Annotated in this window: 20 protein-coding genes; 12 read left to right on the forward strand and 8 right to left on the reverse strand. The window is 71.7% G+C overall.

Going from position 1 to position 18474, the window contains the following annotated elements; genetic code table 11:
* Positions 1 to 20 precede the first annotated feature (20 nt).
* Genes HZF07_RS02215 through HZF07_RS02230 form a run of 4 tightly spaced genes read left to right on the forward strand, consistent with a single transcriptional unit; the run spans position 21 to position 1867 of the window.
* Positions 21 to 959, forward strand: coding sequence for a DNA-3-methyladenine glycosylase family protein (locus tag HZF07_RS02215; protein ID WP_181644667.1), 939 nt, complete (start codon positions 21 to 23; stop codon positions 957 to 959).
* A 31-nt stretch (positions 960 to 990) separates the two neighbouring features.
* Positions 991 to 1470, forward strand: a complete 480-nt coding sequence (locus HZF07_RS02220) for a DUF2975 domain-containing protein (RefSeq protein ID WP_157346654.1) — start codon at positions 991 to 993, stop codon at positions 1468 to 1470.
* Positions 1470 to 1676, forward strand: a complete 207-nt coding sequence (locus HZF07_RS02225) for a helix-turn-helix domain-containing protein (RefSeq protein ID WP_157346656.1) — start codon at positions 1470 to 1472, stop codon at positions 1674 to 1676. Before HZF07_RS02220 ends, HZF07_RS02225 begins: the two co-directional genes overlap by 1 nt.
* A gap of 5 nt (positions 1677 to 1681) precedes the next feature.
* On the forward strand, positions 1682 to 1867 hold the full coding sequence (locus tag HZF07_RS02230) for a hypothetical protein (protein WP_157346658.1): 186 nt from the start codon (positions 1682 to 1684) through the stop codon (positions 1865 to 1867).
* On the opposite strand, the gene HZF07_RS02235 is transcribed toward HZF07_RS02230, so the two are convergent.
* Positions 1827 to 3086, reverse strand: coding sequence for a phospholipase D-like domain-containing protein (locus HZF07_RS02235; RefSeq protein WP_309504276.1), 1260 nt, complete (start codon positions 3084 to 3086; stop codon positions 1827 to 1829). The two genes, HZF07_RS02230 and HZF07_RS02235, sit on opposite strands and share 41 nt — an antisense overlap.
* 16 nt (positions 3087 to 3102) lie before the next feature.
* Positions 3103 to 4716, reverse strand: a complete 1614-nt coding sequence (locus tag HZF07_RS02240; protein WP_157346660.1) for a hypothetical protein — start codon at positions 4714 to 4716, stop codon at positions 3103 to 3105.
* A 104-nt stretch (positions 4717 to 4820) separates the two neighbouring features.
* On the opposite strand from HZF07_RS02240, the gene uvrB reads away from it, so the two are divergent.
* The 6 genes from uvrB (at position 4821) to HZF07_RS02270 (ending at position 10593) form a co-directional block, all read left to right on the forward strand.
* Complete coding sequence (gene uvrB / locus HZF07_RS02245; RefSeq protein WP_157346662.1) at positions 4821 to 6941, forward strand: excinuclease ABC subunit UvrB; 2121 nt, start codon at positions 4821 to 4823, stop codon at positions 6939 to 6941.
* Positions 6938 to 7375, forward strand: coding sequence for a VOC family protein (locus HZF07_RS02250; RefSeq protein ID WP_181644668.1), 438 nt, complete (start codon positions 6938 to 6940; stop codon positions 7373 to 7375). Before uvrB ends, HZF07_RS02250 begins: the two co-directional genes overlap by 4 nt.
* Before the next feature lie 19 nt (positions 7376 to 7394).
* Positions 7395 to 8690 (forward strand): MFS transporter, encoded by a 1296-nt coding sequence (locus HZF07_RS02255; protein WP_309504279.1) that lies wholly within the window; start codon positions 7395 to 7397, stop codon positions 8688 to 8690.
* Between the two features lie 89 nt (positions 8691 to 8779).
* Complete coding sequence (locus HZF07_RS02260) at positions 8780 to 9598, forward strand: hypothetical protein (protein WP_157346664.1); 819 nt, start codon at positions 8780 to 8782, stop codon at positions 9596 to 9598.
* Between the two features lie 63 nt (positions 9599 to 9661).
* Positions 9662 to 10222 carry a hemerythrin domain-containing protein gene (locus HZF07_RS02265; protein ID WP_157346666.1) on the forward strand — a complete coding sequence of 187 codons (561 nt, stop codon included), beginning with the start codon at positions 9662 to 9664 and terminating at the stop codon, positions 10220 to 10222.
* Between the two features lie 5 nt (positions 10223 to 10227).
* Positions 10228 to 10593: an MmcQ/YjbR family DNA-binding protein gene (locus HZF07_RS02270; protein ID WP_181644669.1), complete on the forward strand. Its 366-nt coding sequence runs from the start codon at positions 10228 to 10230 to the stop codon at positions 10591 to 10593.
* On the opposite strand, the gene HZF07_RS02275 is transcribed toward HZF07_RS02270, so the two are convergent.
* From HZF07_RS02275 to HZF07_RS02300, 6 genes are read right to left on the reverse strand one after another with little or no spacing between them, the layout of a single operon-like run.
* Positions 10533 to 12740, reverse strand: coding sequence for a hypothetical protein (locus HZF07_RS02275; RefSeq protein WP_157346668.1), 2208 nt, complete (start codon positions 12738 to 12740; stop codon positions 10533 to 10535). The two genes, HZF07_RS02270 and HZF07_RS02275, sit on opposite strands and share 61 nt — an antisense overlap.
* Positions 12740 to 13660, reverse strand: a complete 921-nt coding sequence (locus HZF07_RS02280; RefSeq protein WP_157346670.1) for an NAD-dependent epimerase/dehydratase family protein — start codon at positions 13658 to 13660, stop codon at positions 12740 to 12742. The genes HZF07_RS02275 and HZF07_RS02280 overlap by 1 nt, the downstream gene beginning before the upstream one ends.
* Positions 13657 to 14664: a glycosyltransferase gene (locus HZF07_RS02285; RefSeq protein ID WP_157346672.1), complete on the reverse strand. Its 1008-nt coding sequence runs from the start codon at positions 14662 to 14664 to the stop codon at positions 13657 to 13659. Before HZF07_RS02285 ends, HZF07_RS02280 begins: the two co-directional genes overlap by 4 nt.
* Positions 14664 to 15386, reverse strand: a complete 723-nt coding sequence (locus HZF07_RS02290) for a class I SAM-dependent methyltransferase (protein ID WP_157346674.1) — start codon at positions 15384 to 15386, stop codon at positions 14664 to 14666. The genes HZF07_RS02285 and HZF07_RS02290 overlap by 1 nt, the downstream gene beginning before the upstream one ends.
* Before the next feature lie 47 nt (positions 15387 to 15433).
* Complete coding sequence (locus HZF07_RS02295; RefSeq protein ID WP_309504282.1) at positions 15434 to 16102, reverse strand: potassium channel family protein; 669 nt, start codon at positions 16100 to 16102, stop codon at positions 15434 to 15436.
* Complete coding sequence (locus HZF07_RS02300; RefSeq protein ID WP_232523774.1) at positions 16099 to 16668, reverse strand: DUF1707 SHOCT-like domain-containing protein; 570 nt, start codon at positions 16666 to 16668, stop codon at positions 16099 to 16101. The genes HZF07_RS02295 and HZF07_RS02300 overlap by 4 nt, the downstream gene beginning before the upstream one ends.
* 186 nt (positions 16669 to 16854) lie before the next feature.
* Here HZF07_RS02300 and HZF07_RS02305 point away from each other — a divergent pair, with 186 nt between their 5' ends.
* Positions 16855 to 17628 carry an MlaE family ABC transporter permease gene (locus HZF07_RS02305; RefSeq protein WP_157346678.1) on the forward strand — a complete coding sequence of 258 codons (774 nt, stop codon included), beginning with the start codon at positions 16855 to 16857 and terminating at the stop codon, positions 17626 to 17628.
* Between the two features lie 4 nt (positions 17629 to 17632).
* Positions 17633 to 18472 (forward strand): MlaE family ABC transporter permease, encoded by an 840-nt coding sequence (locus HZF07_RS02310; protein ID WP_181644670.1) that lies wholly within the window; start codon positions 17633 to 17635, stop codon positions 18470 to 18472.
* Positions 18473 to 18474: the final 2 nt, after the last annotated feature.

The raw sequence follows: 18474 nt of genomic DNA on the forward strand, positions 1-18474 counted from the left end.
GTGCGGGCTAGGCTCGGCGGGTGGGCGAGGGACAGGTGCGGGAGTGGCGGCCCGACTGGCCGGTCCCGGTCGGCTCCGTGCTCGGCGTCCACAAGCGCGGCGGCGGCGACCCGACGTACAAGATCGTCCGCGAGCGCCACTGGCGCGGCATCCGTACGCCGGACGGCCCGGTCACCCTCGCCGTCGAGCCGCGCAGTGGCGACGGCGTCGTGCGTGCCGAGGCCTGGGGGCCCGGCGCCGAGTGGGCGCTCGACGGCCTGCCCGCGCTGCTCGGCGCAGCGGACGACCCGACCGGGTTCGAGCCCGGGCACCCGCTGGTGGCCGAGGGCTGGCGCCGCTACCGGCACTGGCGGCTCGGCCGGACCGGGCTGGTCTGGGAGTCGCTGGCGCCGGCGATCATCGAGCAGAAGGTGACCGGGCAGGAGGCGTTCGCGGGCTTCCGGATGCTCGTGCACCGGTACGGCGAGCGCGCCCCCGGCCCGGGCGCCGACCTGCGGCTGTGGGTGCAGCCCCCACCCGAGACCGTGCGCCAGGTCCCGTCGTGGGAGTGGCTGCGGATGCACGTCGACCCGGCCCGGTCCCGCGCTCTCGTGACCGCCGCCCGGGTCGCCGACGCGCTGGAGCGCACGGTCGGCCTCCCCGGCGACGAGGTCGAGCGGCGGCTGACCAGCCTGCCCGGCATCGGCGTCTGGACCGCGGCCGAGGTGCGCCAGCGCGCGCACGGCGACGCCGACGCGGTCTCGTTCGGCGACTACCACGTCGCGAAGGACGTCGGGTGGGCCGTCGCCGGCCGGCCCTTCGACGACGCCGAGCTCGCGGAGTTCCTCGACCCCTGGCGGCCGCACCGGGGGCGGGTGGTCGTGCTGTGCCTGCTGACCGGCGGCCGGCCGGAGCGCCACGGCCCACGGATGGCGCCGCGGACGCACCTGCCGGCGACCGTCACGCGGCGTATCTATTGACTATCGATAGGTAGATGTCGATACTCGATCCATGAATGTCGACCGGTCCGCCGTCCTCGTCCTCCGGGTCTTCCTGGTCCTGCTCTTCGGCGTCCTGGTGGTGTTCCAGACGCTGTCGCTGCCGGGCCAGTTCCGGCACATGGCGGAGGAGAACCCCCACGACGCGTCCCTGCGGTGGCCGGCCACGATCGTCGCGGCCTTCCTCGTGCTGTGCGTCCAGGTGGTGGTCGTCGCGATCTGGAAGCTGCTCTCGATGGTCCAGGAGGACCGGATCTTCAGCGAGGCGTCGTTCACGTGGGTCAACGCGATCCTCGGTGCGATCGGCGCGGCCTGGGTGGTGCTGGGCTGCATCTTCGTGCTGGTCGGGTTCAACGCCGACGACCCCGGCCCGATCATGCTGCTGCTCCTGGTGCTCGTCGGCGTGACGGTGGTCGGCCTGCTGATGATCGTGATGCGCGCCCTGCTCCGGCAGGCGACGACCCTGCGCACCGACCTGGACGGGGTCATCTGATGGCCATCGTCGTGCGCATCGACGTCGAGCTCGCCAAGCGGAAGATGAGCGTCGGCGACTTCGCCGAGCAGGTCGGGCTGACGCCCGCCAACGTCGCCGTCCTCAAGAACGGCCGGGCCAAGGCGGTGCGCTTCAGCACCCTCGAGGCGATGTGCCGGGTGCTCGAGTGCCAGCCCGGTGACCTGCTCGAGTGGGTGGACGAGTGAGCGGCGTGGCGATCGTGATCCTGGAGGTCGTCGGCGTCCTCGTCGGCGTCGCCGCCGTGGTGGCGGGCGGGTACGACGACTCGCCCGGCCTGCAGGGACTGGGCCTGCTCCTCGCGCTCGGCGGCCTGGTGCTGCTCGTCCGAGCAGCGCTCAGAGCAAGGGGCGCAGGGGCGCGAGGATCATCTCGGTGAACTTCCGGTGGAGGTCGCGCGCCTCCCACTCGCTCTTGGTCAGCTCCAGCGAGTTCGACTCGTCGGTCAGGTGGATCTCCTCCATGACCGCGGCGAACGCCTCGTCGATCACCTCGAGGTTGATCTCGTAGTTGCCCTGCAGGCTGAGCCGGTCGACGTTCGCGGTGCCGATCGTCGACCAGGTGCCGTCGATCGTCGACGTCTTGGCGTGCACCATCGCGTCCTTGAAGCGGAAGATCCGCACCCCGGCGTCGAGGAGCTGGGAGAAGTAGCCCCGGGAGATCCAGTCGGCCACGATGTGGTTGGACTTGTGCGGCAGCAGCAGGCGGACGTCGACGCCCCGGTGCGAGGCGTCCTTCATCGCGTCGACGAAGTCCTGGTCGGGGCAGAAGTAGGCGTGCGTCATCCAGACGTTGGTCGACGCGCGGTTGATCGCCTCGATGTACATCGAGCGGATCGGGAACATCCACAGCCGCGGCACGTTGCGGTGCAGCCGGATCCGGGACTCCCAGGTCGAGGAGGTCTCGAGCAGCAGCGGGCGCTCCGACGTCCCGATCCGGCGGCGCCGGTTGAGGTTCCAGAAGTCCGCGAAGGCACGCTTGAGGTCCCACACGCCGGGGCCGGTGAGGCGCAGGTGCGTGTCGCGCCACTCGGTGGCGTACGGCGTGCCGATGTTGTAGCCCCCGACGAACCCGACCGCGTCGTCGACGACCAGGATCTTGCGGTGGTCGCGGCCGTAGCGGGTGACGTCGTAGAACTTCCAGCCGGCCGGGTAGATCGGGTAGCGCAGCACCTTCATCGTGGCCGGGAACCGCTTGAAGCGGGGGGAGACGACGAGGTTCGCGAAGCCGTCGTAGATGACGTAGACCTCCACCCCGCGGTCGGCCGCGGCGGCCAGCGCGGCCTTGAACCGCTCGCCGACCTCGTCGCCCTTCCAGATGTAGGTCTCGAAGAGGATCTGGCGCTCCGCCCTGCCGATCGCGTCGAGCATCGCGTCGTACAGGTCCTGGCCGTAGGTGTACGTCGTGAGCGTGCCGTCGCCGACCTCGACGTCGGTCGGCTTGGTGACCGGGAACGGCTTCGGCTTCTTGCCCCGGCGGCGGTAGGAGTCGACGAGCGACATGCCGATCGCCAGCGCCAGCTGGATGCCGACGACCGTCAGCAGCGTGCGCCGCAGCACTCGCAGGCCACGCTCGGCGATGGTCGTCGGGCTGCTCACGTGGCCAATCTAGCGATCACCCCGCGGGCACGTAGTAGGTGTACTCCAGGGTGTAGGTCGCGACGTCGTACCGGTTCGGCCTCGAGGTGCCGGCGGACCACCGGGTCCGGGGGCTGGTCGAGAAGAGCTCGACGTCGGGCCGGACCAGCATCCAGGGGGTCGCGGCGGATCCGTCGGCGGCGAGGGTCGCTCCGTCGCTGTCGCTCACGCCGCCGCGCGCCGTCACCCACGCGGTGTCGTCGTCGCCGGGCGTGGTCGGACCGCCGACGGCGACGACCCGGAATCGGTCGAAGGGCGTCGTGCCGAACGTCAGGGGCGGCGTGAACCCGTAGTCCCGGACGGCCGACTGGAACTCGGTGCCCGGGCATGCCGCCTGGTCGGAGCGGAAGGAGACACCGCCGGCGAAGCGCTCGGACGGGTGGGACGCGCACGGCGCGTAGTCGCCGCAGCCGTTGGCGAAGCAGGGGTCCGTCGCGGGCGGTGCGGAGAGTCCGGTCCACGTGACGGAGCCGGTCTGCTCGACCAGCTGGCCCGCGGAGACGGAGACGGGTCGTCGGACGACACGGGAGTTGCCGACGTCGTCGGTGACCACGAGCCGGAGGAGGTAGTCGCCGGGAGCGACGGGACCGGACGGCGTCCGGGCGTCCCAGGTCAGCAAGGTGCAGGCGACGTAGTAGGGCGAGCCGCGATCGCCCCAGGAGCACTCGTGCTCGACGGGGGCGAGACGGGCCGTGAGGCGGCCCTCGTCGACGGCCCTGACCTGCGCCGACGTCACCTCGCCCGGAGGCAGGTCGAGGCCGACGCGCAGGCTGTCCTCGATGACGGTGGCCGCCGGGTAGACGGTCGAGCGGTTGACGTTGAGGGTCGGATCGGGTGCGGTCAGGTCGACCACCGTGCGGACGGTCACGGCCCCGGCGCGCGAGCGGGGCGCCACCGGCCGCGCGCGCAGGGTGACCCGGTGCTCTCCCTCGGCGGCGGCGCGCCCGCCGATCCGGCCGTTCCACCACCAGGCGTGGTGTCCCGCGGGCTGGGCGCCGAGGGGGATCCGGTGACCGGCGACGACGGCGGTCACGCGCGACCGACGCTCCAGGACGTACCCGATCCTGGCCCTGCTCCGGACGCCGCTGCCGGGTGCGAAGCGGAGGCCCTCCGCCGCCGCGGACGTGCTGGTGCGGACGTCCAGCGACACCGGCCCGGAGTGGAGCGTGAACGTCGCCCGTGCCGTCCGGGGGTGCTGCTCGTCGCCGTACGGACGGGCGATGACGCTCAGCCGGTAGCGGCCCGCGGGCAGGGGCCGGGCGACGCCCGTGAAGAGGCTGCCGAGCGTGAGGACCCGCCGGCCGGGGGCGTCCCACTGCGTGCCGCCGAGCGGCCCGTTGCGGACCGTCCGGCCCCGCTCGACGTCGCGGACCCGGATCGTCACGAAGGCGCGTCGCGCGAGGTCGATCGGCACCCGGAGGGAGTCGTGGTAGCCGTCCCCGTCGGGCGACACGGTCGGCCGGAAATGGCCGATCGAGATCACCGGACGCACTGGTGCGGCGGTGCCCGCCGGCGCGACCGCCAGGCCGCTGACCACCAGGCCGCTGACCAACGCAGCGCGCACCAGGACGACCTTGATCGAGGACCGCACGGCACCTCTCCTCTCCGAGACTCGGCACACCCTAGACGCGGGCCGGGCGGGATCCGTTACACGGGACCGGGGGACTGTCGGTGCCGCCGTCTAGGCTCGAAGCCATGCGACCAGTGACCGATCTCGAGCGCCGCGTGGCGCCGTTCAAGGTCATCTCCGACTACCAGCCCTCCGGCGACCAGCCGGCCGCCATCGCGGAGATCACCAAGCGGATCAAGGGCGGGGTGGAGGACGTCGTGCTGCTCGGGGCGACCGGCACCGGCAAGACCGCCACGGTGGCCTGGGTGGCCGAGCAGCTGCAACGGCCGATGCTCGTCATGCAGCCCAACAAGACGCTCGCCGCCCAGTTCGCCAACGAGCTGCGCCAGCTCTTCCCCGACAACGCGATCGAGTACTTCGTCTCCTACTACGACTACTACCAGCCCGAGGCCTACGTCCCGCAGACCGACACCTACATCGAGAAGGACTCCTCGATCAACGAGGAGGTCGAGCGGCTGCGCCACTCGGCGACCAACTCGCTGCTGACCCGCCGCGACGTGATCGTCGTCAGCACCGTCTCCTGCATCTACGGCCTCGGCACCCCGCAGGAGTACGTCGACCGGATGCTCCGGCTCAAGGTCGGCGAGGAGCACGACCGGGACTCGATCCTGCGCCGGCTCGTCGAGATCCAGTACACCCGCAACGACATGACGTTCACCCGCGGCACGTTCCGGGTGCGCGGCGACACCCTCGAGATCTTCCCGGTCTACGAGGAGCACGCGGTGCGGGTGGAGTTCTTCGGCGACGAGATCGAGCGGCTGATGACGCTGCACCCGATCACCGGCGAGGTGGTCACCGACGACCAGGAGCTCTACGTCTTCCCGGCGACCCACTACGTCGCCGGCCCCGAGCGCATGGAGCGCGCGATCACCGGCATCGAGCTCGAGCTGGAGGACCAGCTCGCGAAGTTCGAGCGGGAGGGCAAGCTGCTCGAGGCCCAGCGGCTCCGGATGCGCACGACCTACGACGTGGAGATGATGCGCCAGGTCGGGTCGTGCTCGGGCATCGAGAACTACTCGATGCACATCGACGGCCGCACCCGCGGCTCCGCGCCCAACTGCCTCCTCGACTACTTCCCCGAGGACTTCGTGCTCGTCGTCGACGAGTCCCACGTCGCGGTGCCGCAGATCGGCGGCATGTACGAGGGCGACATGTCCCGCAAGCGCAACCTGGTCGACCACGGCTTCCGGCTGCCCAGCGCGATGGACAACCGCCCGCTGCGCTGGGAGGAGTTCCTCGACCGGATCGGCCAGACGATCTACCTCTCCGCGACCCCGGGCGACTACGAGCTCGACAAGGTCGGCGGCGACACGGTCGAGCAGATCATCCGCCCGACCGGCCTCGTCGACCCGGAGGTCGTCGTCAAGCCGACCAAGGGCCAGATCGACGACCTCATCCACGAGATCAACGTCCGGGTCGAGAAGCACGAGCGGGTCCTGGTCACGACGCTGACCAAGAAGATGTCCGAGGACCTCACCGACTACCTCCTCGACGCCGGCATCCGCACCCGCTACCTCCACTCCGAGGTCGACACGCTCAAGCGCATCGAGCTGCTCCGCGACCTACGACTGGGGCAGTACGACGTCCTCGTCGGCATCAACCTGCTCCGCGAGGGCCTCGACCTGCCCGAGGTGTCGCTGGTGGCGATCCTCGACGCCGACAAGGAGGGCTTCCTCCGCTCCGACAAGTCGCTCATCCAGACCATCGGGCGCGCGGCCCGCAACGTGTCCGGCCAGGTGCACATGTACGCCGACCGGATCACGCCCTCGATGGAGTCCGCGATCGACGAGACCAACCGGCGGCGCGCCAAGCAGGTCGCCTACAACACCGCGCACGGCATCGACCCGCAGCCGCTGCGCAAGAAGATCGCCGACATCACCGACATGCTCGCCCGCGAGGACGAGTCCACCCAGGAGCTGCTCGAGACGTGGCAGCACATGGACCCGAAGCACCGGAAGGCACCGGTCCCCGCCCTGTCCCGGTTGGCCGGCGGAGAGGCCGGGCAGCACAGCAAGGACCTGGCCGGGCTGCCGAGCGCCGAGCTCGCCCAGCTCATCCAGGAGCTCACCGACCAGATGAAGGGCGCCGCCGCCGAGCTGCACTTCGAGGTGGCCGCGCGGCTGCGCGACGAGATCGGCGACCTGAAGAAGGAGCTCAGGCAGATGATGGAAGCAGGTGCGAAGTGAGCACGGTCCGAGAGGTCCAGGTGACGTTCGACTGCGCCGACCCACGCGCGCTGTCGGTCTTCTGGAACGAGGTGCTCGGCTACGAGTTCCCACCACCCCCGCCGGGCTTCGAGTCGTGGGACGCCTTCTCCGCGACCCTGCCGGAGGAGCAGCGCAACATGGCGTCCGCCTCGGTCGACCCAGCCGGGGCCGGCCCGCGGCTGTTCTTCCAGCAGGTGCCGGAGGGCAAGACGGTCAAGAACCGCGTCCACCTCGACGTCCGGGCCGCACCCGGCCTGGCCGGCGACGAGCGGATGGCCGCGCTGGAGGCCGAGTGCGAGCGGCTGGTCGCGCTGGGCGCCACCCGGGTCGAGCGCCACGAGCCCGCCCCGCCGATGTCCGGGGGCCACATCGTCATGCAGGACCCGGAGGGCAACGAGTTCTGCCTCGACTGACCCGCCTAGACTCGCGGGAGTGACTCCCCAGCCGACCCGCATCACGGCGCGTGCCTGGGTGGTCTGGGGAGTCGGGCTCCTCGTCTACTTCGTGGCGGTCTTCCACCGCTCGTCGCTTGCGGTCGCCGGCCTCGCCGCGTCCGAGCGCTTCGACATCTCCGCGTCCCAGCTCGCCACCTTCACGATGCTCCAGCTGGTCGTGTACGCCGGCATGCAGATCCCCGTGGGCCTCCTGGTCGACCGGTTCGGCTCCCGGAGCGTGCTGTTGACGGGCACCGTGCTGCTGACCTGCGCCCAGGTCGGGTTCGCGCTCGCCGAGAGCTACAGCGCCGCCCTGGTCGCCCGGGTGTTCGTGGGCATGGGCGACGCGATGACCTTCATCTGCGTGCTGCGACTGGTGAGCAGCTGGTTCCCCACCCGGCGGATCCCGCTGATGACCCAGCTGACCGGCACGCTGGGCCAGCTCGGGGCGATCGCCGCCGCGGTGCCGATGACCTGGGCCCTCGGGCACCTCGGGTGGACGACGGCCTACCTGGTCGCCGCCTCGCTCGGTCTCGCGCTCGCCCTGGCGATGGTGTTCGTGCTCCACGACACCCCCACCCAGCGCAACCTGCGCGGCCCGGCGCTGTCCCTGGCGGCCGTGCGGGCCAGCCTGTCGGCGTCCTGGGCGCACCCCGGCACCCGGCTCGGCTTCTGGATGCACTTCTCGACCCAGTTCAGCGCCACGGCCCTCAGCCTGCTCTGGGGCTACCCCTTCTTCGTCAAGGGCGAGCACCAGTCGGAGGCGACGGCCGGGCTGCTGCTCACGCTCATGGTGCTCGCGATCATGGGCGCGGGGCCGACGCTCGGCTGGCTGGTGGGCAACCATCCCTGGCACCGCTCGACCATGGTGCTGACGATCGTGAGCAGCATCGTCGTCGCGTGGACCATCGTGCTCGCCTGGCCGGGCCACGCCCCGACCTGGGTGCTCGTCGTGCTGGTGGTCGTCGTGGGCGTCGGCGGCCCGGCCTCGATGATCGGGTTCGACGTGGGCCGCACCTCCAACCCGCACGAGCGGTTCGCGAGCGCCACCGGGATCATCAACCAGGGCGGCTTCGTGGCCAGCCTGGTGCTCGTGATCTCCATCGGCATCGTGCTCGACTGGCGGACGCCCGGAGGCGGCTCGGACTACACGTCGTCGGCCTTCAAGTGGGCGATGTCGACGCAGTACCTGCTCTGGGGCCTCGGGCTGATCCAGGTCTACCGCTACCGGGTCAAGACCCGGCGGGTCGTCGACCGCGACGAGCTGGAGGGCATCGCCCGGGCCGTCGCGTGACGGCGTGTAACGCGGGGTGGCCGCGCGGACGTTCTCTGTGTGAGAGGCGCCGACCCCCGAGGCGCCGGACGTCTCAGGAAGGCCCAGCCATGATGCTCCACGCCAGGATCGCCGCCGTCGGCCTCGTCGCCGTGCTGGCAGCGGGGCTCGCCGCGCCCACGGCGACGGCCGAGCCGCGGACCGCGGATCGTCGTGCCCCGTTCGCGGCCACGCTCGCGGCCTCCTCGGAGCAGGCGGTGGCCGGGCGGTGGCTCGTGCTGAGGGGCACCGTGGCGCCGGCCACGAAGGGTACGACCGTGGTCCTCCAGAAGCGGGTCCGCAACAAGAAGTGGGTCGACGAGGCCCGCCTGCGGACCACGAGCAAGGGCACCTTCCGCTACCGGGACCGGCCGCACGTGGCGGGAGTGCGCACCTACCGGGTGGTCGTGCCGGCGGCCGGTGGGGTCAGCCGCGGGACGAGCGTCCCGGTCACGATCACCGTCTACAAGTGGCAGAGCCTGACGAAGGTACAACCGCGCAAGAACCTCAACACCTGGTCGGAGTCCGGGGGCAGCATCAACGGGGTGCCGTACGAGCCCGTGATCCAGGGGAACCCGACGAATCCCACCGTGACCGAGGGCTTCAGCGACTGGAACCTGAACCGGCAGTGCCTGTCCCTCCGCGCGACGGTCGGCAACGGCGACGCCAGCGAGACGAACGCCGTCGCCACCATCACGCTCTCGGGCGACGCGACGAACCTCTACACGAGGTCGTTCGGGCTCACCGAGTCCGAGGCGCGGACCTTCGACCTCACCGACGTGTTCCGGCTGACCTTCAGCTGGACCGCGTCCAACCCGGCCGGTGGTCCCACGGCCCCGGGCGGGGCCCAGGCGATGCTCGCCGAGCCCGAGGTCCTCTGCGCGTTCTGACGGCCCGGGTCCGGTGGGGCCGGTCGGGTTTGGCCGGCACACCGGGCGGGCAACTGTGCGGCCATGACGAACATCGATCTGGGCCGCCCCCTCCAGGGGGACGTGGTCGACCTGATTCTCGACGACCACCGCCGCTTCGAGGCGCTGCTCCGTGACCTGCGCGACAGCAGCCAGGACCGCGACGCCGTCCGTCAGGCGTTCGCCGCCCTGCACGTCGCTCACGCCGAGGCCGAGGAGAAGCACGTCTACCCGAAGCTGAAGCGCAGGAACGCCGTCGACGACGAGGAGGCCGACCACGGGGTCGAGGAGCACGCCGAGGGCAACGAGGCGCTGCTCAAGGTGCTCGAGCTCAAGGGCACCGACACCCAGGCGTTCGAGGACGCGGTGGAGAAGCTCGCCGAGCTGGTCAACCACCACCTCACCGAGGAAGAGCTGACGATCCTCAACCCCGCTCGCGAGGAGGTCGGGCCCCAGGTGCGGGCCGACCTCGGCGCGCTGTTCGTCGAGGAGCGCAACGCCCAGATCGACGCCGACTGCGGCCGGATCGAGAACGTCCGGCGGATCGTCGCCGAGGCCCGCCGCGAGGGCCTGCTGGACGACGACGAGGAGGACGGCGAAGACTGACGTCCGTGGACGTCGAGACGATGCTGGCGCACTGCCTGGGCAAGCCGGGCGCGTGGCCGGACAACCCGTGGGGCCACGAGCACCCGGTCGTCAAGGTGGGGCCGGGGGAGCAGGGCAAGATCTTCGCCTTCCTCGGCGCTGCCGGCGTCGGCGTCAAGGGCGGGCCGACGCGCGAGGTCGCCGACGAGTGGATCGACCGCTTCCCGGAGGACGCCTCCGTGATGCGCTACATCGGCCGGTCCGGCTGGAACGACCTGACCTTCGGCGGCGCGATCCCGGACGAGGAGCTGCTCGAGGCGGTCGACGAGTCCTACCGTCTCGTCGTCTCCAAGCTGCCCAAGAAGTCGCGGCCCGCCGGCTGGGACGGCTGAGGTCCGGACGCGGCACGCCGACGGCGCCACGTCAGGGCGGACCAGGCGACGGCGAGCGCGATCGCGGCGAGCAGGGCGGTGACCTCCCAGCGCCAACCGGGCGGCCGGAACCGGACGGTGACGGTGGAGCCCGCGGCGTCGGACGGCAGCCGCAGCCGGAGCAGGTGGCCGCCCAGTGGATCCATCACCGCGGCGCCCTCGACTTCGTAGCCGGGCCAGGCGATCCGGCTGAGCACGACGGACGGGTCGGGGCCGACCTCCTCGACGCGGAACGTCGTGATGGTCTCGCTCTGCGACACCACGTCGACTCGCGTGCCCGGCGAGGCCCAGGTGACGCCGCCGGCCGTGGGCAGCGGCGTGTCGCGCACCCACGTGACGACCGGCGGCTCGTCGCGCGCCACGTGCCACCCGCGGGGAGGGTCGTGGGCCTGGGACACCGGGAGGTCGACCAGCACCAGGGTGCTGATCGAGTGCAGGTCGACCCACGGCAGGCCTGTCGTCGGCTCGGTAGCCAGCAACCGCTGCAGGGCCTGTGGGCACACGTCGCCGTTGAACCGGATGCAGAAGGGGCCGTTGTAGGCGCGGAAGCCCAGCGGGGTGTAGCCGTTGTGCACCGGCTTCCCGGTCAGGTCCCAGAGGCTCCCGGGCAGGATCTCCCGCCCGAGGTCGGGATGGGCCGCCAGCACCTCCGGGCTCAGACCGATCACGAGCACGTCTCCTCGGGAGCCCGGCAGCAGGCGGTCGTACGCCGCGAGCTCGCCGGGCGAGCCGCGCTCGCCGCCCACGCCCGACTGCTGCGTCGTCAGCTGCAGCACCGCGATCCCGACCGAGGTCGCCAGCAGCACGAGGGGCAGCGCCCGGCGCCGGGGCGCGGCCACGAACGCCGCCACCACACCGGCGGTGACAGCCAGGGCGGCCGCCACCTGGAGCGCGGCGCTGCTCGGCCGGAGCAACGTCGCGCCGGCGGCGCCGGCAGCGACCCAGCTCAGGCTGAGCGCGAGCCGAGCGCGACCGGGCCGTCCGTCGGCGCGACTGTCGAGGGCGCGTTCGAGCAGCACGACCACGAGCAGCACCGCCGTCAGGGTCACCGCCGCCATCACCCGGCCCGGCATCCGGATCGGGCCCATCCGGTAGGGCAGCAGCGTCCAGGTGAGCGTGAGTGCGAACGGCACGACCAGCGACACCAGGCCCCGCCATTCGTGCCGGAGCCGCGCGTAGACCACCCAGCAGGCGAGGGGCAGGAACCACGCGACGTAGGTGAACGTCACCTGGTCGATGCCCAGCGCGGGTTCGTCGAGCTCGCTCACGGTCGGGGAGATCGTCGTCGGGTGCCCGGCGAGCAGCGCCGTCCACGGCTCCATCTCCAGGTAGCCGGGGCCGTCGACGTCCCACTCGTCGCGCCAGGTGACCGGCCCGGTCAGGATGCCGGGCAGGTAGACCACGACGCAGAGCAGCGCGACGTAGACCCCGAGGAGCAGCAGCCTGCGCACGCCTGGCCAGTCACGGACCAGCAGGGCCTCCAGCAGCAGGCCGACGAGCACGAGTCCCAGGTACATGGTGCCGAAGACGTAGCCGGTGGTGACGAGCAGGAAGGTCGACAGCAGCATCGGCCACGGGTGGGCGCCCGAGATCGTCCGGCGGGCGCCCCACCACGCCCACGGCAGCAGCGCCGCGACGATCTGGCCCGGGATCCAGCGCGGGCCGTCCGCCGACAGGGTGAATCCGCCGAGCTGGACGGCGGTGGCGGCGACCGCGGCCAGGCCGGGGCGGACGCCGTACTCGCGGGCGAGCAGGTAGCAGCCGGTGACCGCGATGCCGACGATCAGGAGCTTGACCAGGGTCGCATAGACGACCAGCTGCGGCGCGACAGCGGCGCCGACCCCGATCGACCAGGCCAGCGGGCTGTAGAGACCCTCCTGTCCCTCGGCGAGCGGGTTGCCCGCGCTCGCGGTCTGCACGTCGAGCATCGGCCAGTGACCGTGCAGCAGGGCGTCGCCGAGATGGTGCAGCCAGCCGTAGTAGGCGTTCTGGGTGTCACCTTGGAAGTAGTGGCGGCGATCGAGCAGCAGCGGGTAGAGCCAGACGAGCCAGGCGCACCCCAGCGCGGTTGCGAGCCAGGCGAGGTCCGCGCGGTGCCGGCGGACCATCAGGCACGGCCCCGTGGCGAGACCGCTCGGTGAGAGCGCGCGGCCACGTCGGCGGCGGTGGCCCGGAGCCCGACGGCCAGGGGCGTCCGCGCGAGCACGTCCAGGTGCGGCCACACCGTCGACCGCAGCCGCAGGTCGCGGACCTGCCGACCGGGCGCCTGGCGGGTCGACACCCGCGGATGGCGGCGCAGCACGCGGGTCGCCTCGCCCACCACCGTCCCGACGGACACCGCGCGGCCGGACGCGAAGACCTTGGTCACCGCAGATCCGGGCGGCTCGGCGCCGACCAGGTCCAGCGCGGCCGTGACCATCGCCGCTGCGTCGTCGACGTAGAGGTAGTCGCGCAGGGTGTCGAGGGAGACATGCAGGTTGAGCGTGCCCCGCGTCTCGTGGGCCAGGCAGAGCTGGGAGATCAGCCCTTGCGGCTTGGTGAGGTCCTGACCGGGTCCGTAGAGGTTGGCGATCCGGCCGACGAGCAGGCGGGTGCCATCGCGCGCCAACCCTTGGGCGATCGCCTCCATCGCGCTCTTCGCCTCGCCGTACGGCGCGAGCGCGACCACCTCGGACCGCTCGTCGAAGGGGGGCGGGCCGGGCGACCCGGCATACAGGCCGCCGGCCGACGAGGCCAGGAACATGCTGGCCGGAGGATGCGCGACAGCGTCGACGAAGTCCTGGAAGAGCTGTACCTCGGCGTCCAGGTCGGCGGCGGGCGTCGCCACCACGCCGGCGCCCGCGCACCACGCCAGCCGCCAGTCGGGGCTCGCCGCGGCGGCCCCGTCGGCGGCCGCGAGCAGGGCGCGCAGCGCTCCGTCGTGGTCGCCCCACGGCACCGCGACGGTGCGCACGGCGTCACCAGACGCGAGCAGGCGCTCCTCGAGGTGCCCGCCGAGGAGCCCGAGACCCACCACCAGCGTCGTCACGACGGCTCCCGGTGCTCCACGAGGTCGTCGTCCGCGCCCAGCGCCCCGTCGTGCGGGTCGCCGACGATCAGGTAGAGCGGCCGGCCCATGGCCATGTGCACCGCGACGCCGAGGTACTCCGCGATCACGCCGAGCGCCAGCAGGATCGCGCCGGAGCTGATCAGGGCCACGACGGCCAGCGAGGTCCAGCCGGCGATGTCGATGGAGTCCTCGAGGCGCATCCACACCAGGACCAGCGCGAGCACGAACCCCAGCACCGCCAGCACCGCGCCGAGCAGGCTCACCGCCCGGAGCAGCCGCGTCCCGCCCGTGAGCACGGAGTGCCAGTAGTGGGAGAGCAGGGTGCGGGGGCGGTAGCCGGAGCCCTGCCGGCCCTCCGCCCGGAGGAGGACAGGGCAGGTGGTGATCCGGCGGGCGACCCAGCCCAGGGCCACGTCGAGGTACGCCCCCGGCCCGGCGTACGCCGCCACGCTGCGGGCGACCTCGCCGAGCACAAGCCGGAAGCTGTGGAAGCTCGCGGCGTCGCGGTTGCCGGTCAGCCAGCGCAGCGACCGCTTCGCCCACCGGGACGACTGGTTGCGCAGGACCCCGTGCGGAGCCCGGTTGGTCGGAGCCGCATAGACCACGTCGGCCTGCTCGGTCATCGCCCGGTCGAGCATCGGACCGATGAACGCCGGGTCGTGCTGACCGTCCTCGTCCATCGTCACGACCCAGTCACCGCCCGAGGACGCCATGCCGGCGAGGGTCGCCGCGTGCTGGCCGAAGTTCCGGCTCAGCCAGACCGGGCGCGCCCACGCGTTGTCTGCCGCGAGCCGTCGGATCACCTCGTCGGAGTCGTCCGGCCCGCAGTCGTGGACGAGGATGACCTCGTCGACCCGGGCCGTCCGCCCCGCCGGCGTGCGGAACGGGTTCGTGAGCGAGGCCAGCTCGTTGACGAGGGCTTCGAGGGTGTCTGCCCCGCGGTAGACCGGCACCACCACCGACACCGTGTGCTCGCGGCCCATCACGCGACCTGTGCCTTCCGGGCGACCACGACGACCGAGGAGCCGAAGGGCAGGTTGCAACGGGGGAGCAGCCGCCGGTCCAACCCGGTCGCGGCCATCAGCAGCCGTTCGGCGCCGGGTCCGATGTCCGGCAGCCGCGGCACGCCGTCCTCCGCTGGGGGTGGGTCGCTCCGCATCCGAGAGCGAAGGCGGTCTGCGGTGAAGAACGGGAGGGTGCCCGCGAAGATGTACGTCGCCCGCACCACCTCCAGGTCCTGGCGCTCGACCGCGGCGACGAGCCGGCGCCTGGTGTAGCGGCGGTGGTGGCCGTTCTGCACGTCGAAGTCCGACCAGGCCCACTGGTACGCCGGCACGCTCACCAGGAGCCTGCCGCCCGGGGCCAGCACCCGAGCGAGCTCGGCGAACACGGCCGCCTCGGGCTCGCAGTGCTCGACGACGTCGAACGCTGCGACCACGTCGAACGTGGCGTCGGCGAACGGCAGCTGCATCGCGCTGGCGCGGACGTCGCCCGGCGCGAGCACGCGGGGGTCGATGTCGAGGGCGACCCGGTGCGCGGCCGCGGCGGCGAGCCATCCGACGCTGGGCCCGTCGGCGCTGCCCACGTCGAGCACCGTTGCCGGCGTCCCGACGTGGGCTCCCACCGCAGCGGCGAGCAGTTCGGCCCGAGCGCGGTACCACCAGTGGTCCGGACGGGTGATCGAGGGCGATCCGACGCTCCCCATGGGCGCACGGTGCCCCGCGTCGGGGGATCCGATGCTCCCGGAGAGCGTCAGTTCTTGGTGCGGACGACCGCGAGGCTGACCAGTCGGGCGACGACGAGCGCGACGTAGAACACGCCGGCGACCATCTCGACCATGACGAAGGAGCGGGCGTGCCCGGCCACGGGCACCACGTCGGACAGCCCGACGCTCGTCATCGTGCTGAAGGACAGGTAGAGGAGCTCGAACCAGCTGCGGCTCGCCTCGGAGGTCGCCCCGATGAACGAGCCCGGCCAGAGCGCCTGGCACGCGGCGTACACGTAGGCGAAGCCCCAGGCCACGACGGTGAACGCCGCGCCGGTCGCATAGAGCTCGTCGCGGGTGACGCGGTCGTCGTGGAAGACGTAGCGGATCATCGCGTAGGAGACGTAGAAGTAGAACGGCGCGTGGAAGAGGGACGAGAGCAGCACGATCGTGTCGGAGTCCGGCTGCGCCGCCTCGGCGAAGGTCAGCAGCACCGCGGGCACGCCGAAGAAGACGGCGACCCGGGTGAGCGCGGACGTGCGCCGGACCGCCATCAGCGCGGCGGCCACCACCAGCAGCTGGAAGACCCCGATCATCGCCCGTCCCCACGCCGCGTCGTCGACGAACGGGTAGAGCAGCACCACCGCGAGCTGGGCGGCGAGCAGGACGGCGGAGGGGTGGGACCGAGCGGCATGGAGCCGGTGCCCGAGGGTCACCACTTCCAGTCCAGGGGGCCCCAGCCCGGCCCGCGCCCGGGCCGGCCACGCTCCTTGGCCTGCCGCTTCTCGAGCCGCTTGACCTCGTCGTCGACGATGTCCTGCCGGGATGCGGCCGTGCGGATCAGGTGCAGCAGGCTGAAGACGATCACGAACGCCGGCCAGAAGAAGTACGGGTCGAAGCCGCCCTTGCCCCACGAGGTGAGGAACCAGATCGCGGTGGTCACGGTGCTCGCCCCGAGGAACGAGAAGACCGCCTCCCGGCGCTTGGCCTGCCAGTGCCGGTGGGCGAGCCGCTCGAGGTCGGCGCGGGAGGCGTGCACGAGGCTGCCGGTCGTCGACGGCCGCGGTGCGACCAGGTCCTTGAGCAGCGGGTCGATGTCCCCGAGGGTGCGCACCGAGCGGGCGGCCTCGTTGCGCTCGTCGAACTCCTCGCGGTCCAGCCGCCCGTCGGCGTACGCATCGGCCAGCACCTGCTGCACCAGCAGTCGGTCCTGGTCCGAGGCGCGCAGCGCCTGGTGCTGCCGGTCCCGCGGGTCGCGCGTGAACGACGACCACACCTCCATCTCCACCCGCCCATCGTAGGAGGAGAGACCCAGGTCCGGTCTGGGCCACGTTTTGTGACCGTCACCTCAGGGGAAGACCGTCGTTGTCGCAGAGAACAGGTTCTACCTGGGAGCGGTAGACCGGTTGTGGAAAACGAGAACACGTTCTAGTCTGCGTGCGGTCTAGACCAGCCCGGGGAGGTGTCGATGGCGTTCACGGCTGCGTCCGTCATCCGTGGTCCCGGCGAGCTCGCCGTCATGGTCGTCGAGGTGACCAAGCGGATCTTCACCACGCCGTTCCAGTTCCGCGAGTTCATCGAGCAGGCCTGGTTCATCACCAGCGTCACGCTGATGCCGACGATCCTGGTGTCGATCCCGTTCGGCGCGGTGATCTCGCTCCAGGTCGGCAACCTCACGGGCCAGCTCGGCGCGCAGTCGTTCGCCGGCGCCACCGCGGTGCTCGCGGTGGTGCGCGAGGCGGCCCCGATCGCGGCCGCGCTGATCATCGCCGGCGCGGCCGGCTCCGCGATCTGCTCCGACATGGGCGCCCGCAAGATCCGCGAGGAGATCGACGCCATGGAGGTGCTCGGCGTCGACCCGCTCGCGCGGCTGATCGCCCCCCGCGTGGTCGCGACGATGTTCGTCGCCGTGATGATCAACGGCATCGTGATCGGCGCCGGCATCGGCGGCGGCTACTTCTTCACCGTGATCGTCCAGGGCGGCTCGGCGGGCGCCTTCCTCTCGTCGTTCACGGCGCTGGCCAGCATCAACGACCTCTACATCTCGATGGTCAAGGCGTTCGTCTTCGGCTGGCTCGCCGCGATCGTGGGCGCCTACAAGGGCCTCAACGCCGGGGGCGGCCCCAGCGGCGTCGGCCGGGCGGTCAACGAGTCGGTGATCGTCGCGTTCATGCTGCTGTTCTTCCTCAACGCCGTGATCACCGCAATCTACTTCCAGGTCGTCCCACCCCCGGGGCTCTGATCGCATGGCTTCCATCACCGCGATGGGCGGCTCCTTCGCCAAGGGCCGCCGGGACTCGCTCGAGGCGTACGGCGACCAGCTGCTGTTCTACGCCAAGGCCCTGGCCTGGACCCCCCGCGCGATCAAGCGGTACCCCCGCGAGATCGTCAACACGCTCGCCGAGGTCACGTTCGGCGCCGGTGGCCTGACGGTCATCGCGGGCACGGTCGGCGTGATCGCGTTCCTCGCGTTCTTCGCCGGGACCGAGGTCGGCATCCAGGGCTACGCCTCGCTGAGCCAGATCGGCGTCGCCAAGTTCAGCGCGTTCATCTCGGCGTACTTCAACACCCGCGAGGTGGCGCCGCTGGTCTCCGCCATCGCGCTGGCCGCCACCGTCGGCTGCGGCTACACCGCCCGGCTCGGGGCGATGCGGATCTCGGAGGAGATCGACGCCCTCGAGGTCATGGGCATCCCGTCGCTGCCGTTCCTCGTCACGACGCGGATGATCGCGGCGTTCGTCGCGGTGATCCCGCTCTACATCGTGGCCCTGAGCGCGTCGTACCTCTCGCCGCGGCTGATCACCACGCTCATCTACGGTCAGTCGCCGGGCACCTACGACCACTACTTCCTGCAGTTCCTGCCGCCGGTCGACATGCTCTGGTCGTTCTTCAAGCTGCTGTTCCTGGCGACCGCGGTGATCCTCATCCACTGCTACTACGGCTACACCGCGTCCGGCGGGCCGGCCGGCGTCGGCATGGCGGTGGGCCGCGCGATCCGCACGAGCATCGTGACGATCGTGGTCGCGGACTTCTTCCTCAGCTTCGCGATCTGGGGCTCCACCACGACCGTGCGGATCACCGGGTAGGC

It is taken from the genome of Nocardioides agri, assembly GCF_013778305.1.
GTDB lineage: Bacteria > Actinomycetota > Actinomycetes > Propionibacteriales > Nocardioidaceae > Nocardioides > Nocardioides agri.

Coding starts and splice junctions, on each gene's coding strand:
- HZF07_RS02300 (WP_232523774.1), bottom strand. CDS start 16,668: ATGGAGGTGTGGTCGTCGTTCACGCGCGACCCGCGGGACCGGCAGCAC.
- HZF07_RS02290 (WP_157346674.1), bottom strand. CDS start 15,386: ATGGGGAGCGTCGGATCGCCCTCGATCACCCGTCCGGACCACTGGTGG.
- HZF07_RS02220 (WP_157346654.1), top strand. CDS start 991: ATGAATGTCGACCGGTCCGCCGTCCTCGTCCTCCGGGTCTTCCTGGTC.
- HZF07_RS02310 (WP_181644670.1), top strand. CDS start 17,633: ATGGCTTCCATCACCGCGATGGGCGGCTCCTTCGCCAAGGGCCGCCGG.
- HZF07_RS02275 (WP_157346668.1), bottom strand. CDS start 12,740: ATGGTCCGCCGGCACCGCGCGGACCTCGCCTGGCTCGCAACCGCGCTG.
- uvrB (WP_157346662.1), top strand. CDS start 4,821: ATGCGACCAGTGACCGATCTCGAGCGCCGCGTGGCGCCGTTCAAGGTC.
- HZF07_RS02260 (WP_157346664.1), top strand. CDS start 8,780: ATGATGCTCCACGCCAGGATCGCCGCCGTCGGCCTCGTCGCCGTGCTG.
- HZF07_RS02225 (WP_157346656.1), top strand. CDS start 1,470: ATGGCCATCGTCGTGCGCATCGACGTCGAGCTCGCCAAGCGGAAGATG.
- HZF07_RS02265 (WP_157346666.1), top strand. CDS start 9,662: ATGACGAACATCGATCTGGGCCGCCCCCTCCAGGGGGACGTGGTCGAC.
- HZF07_RS02285 (WP_157346672.1), bottom strand. CDS start 14,664: ATGGGCCGCGAGCACACGGTGTCGGTGGTGGTGCCGGTCTACCGCGGG.
- HZF07_RS02305 (WP_157346678.1), top strand. CDS start 16,855: ATGGCGTTCACGGCTGCGTCCGTCATCCGTGGTCCCGGCGAGCTCGCC.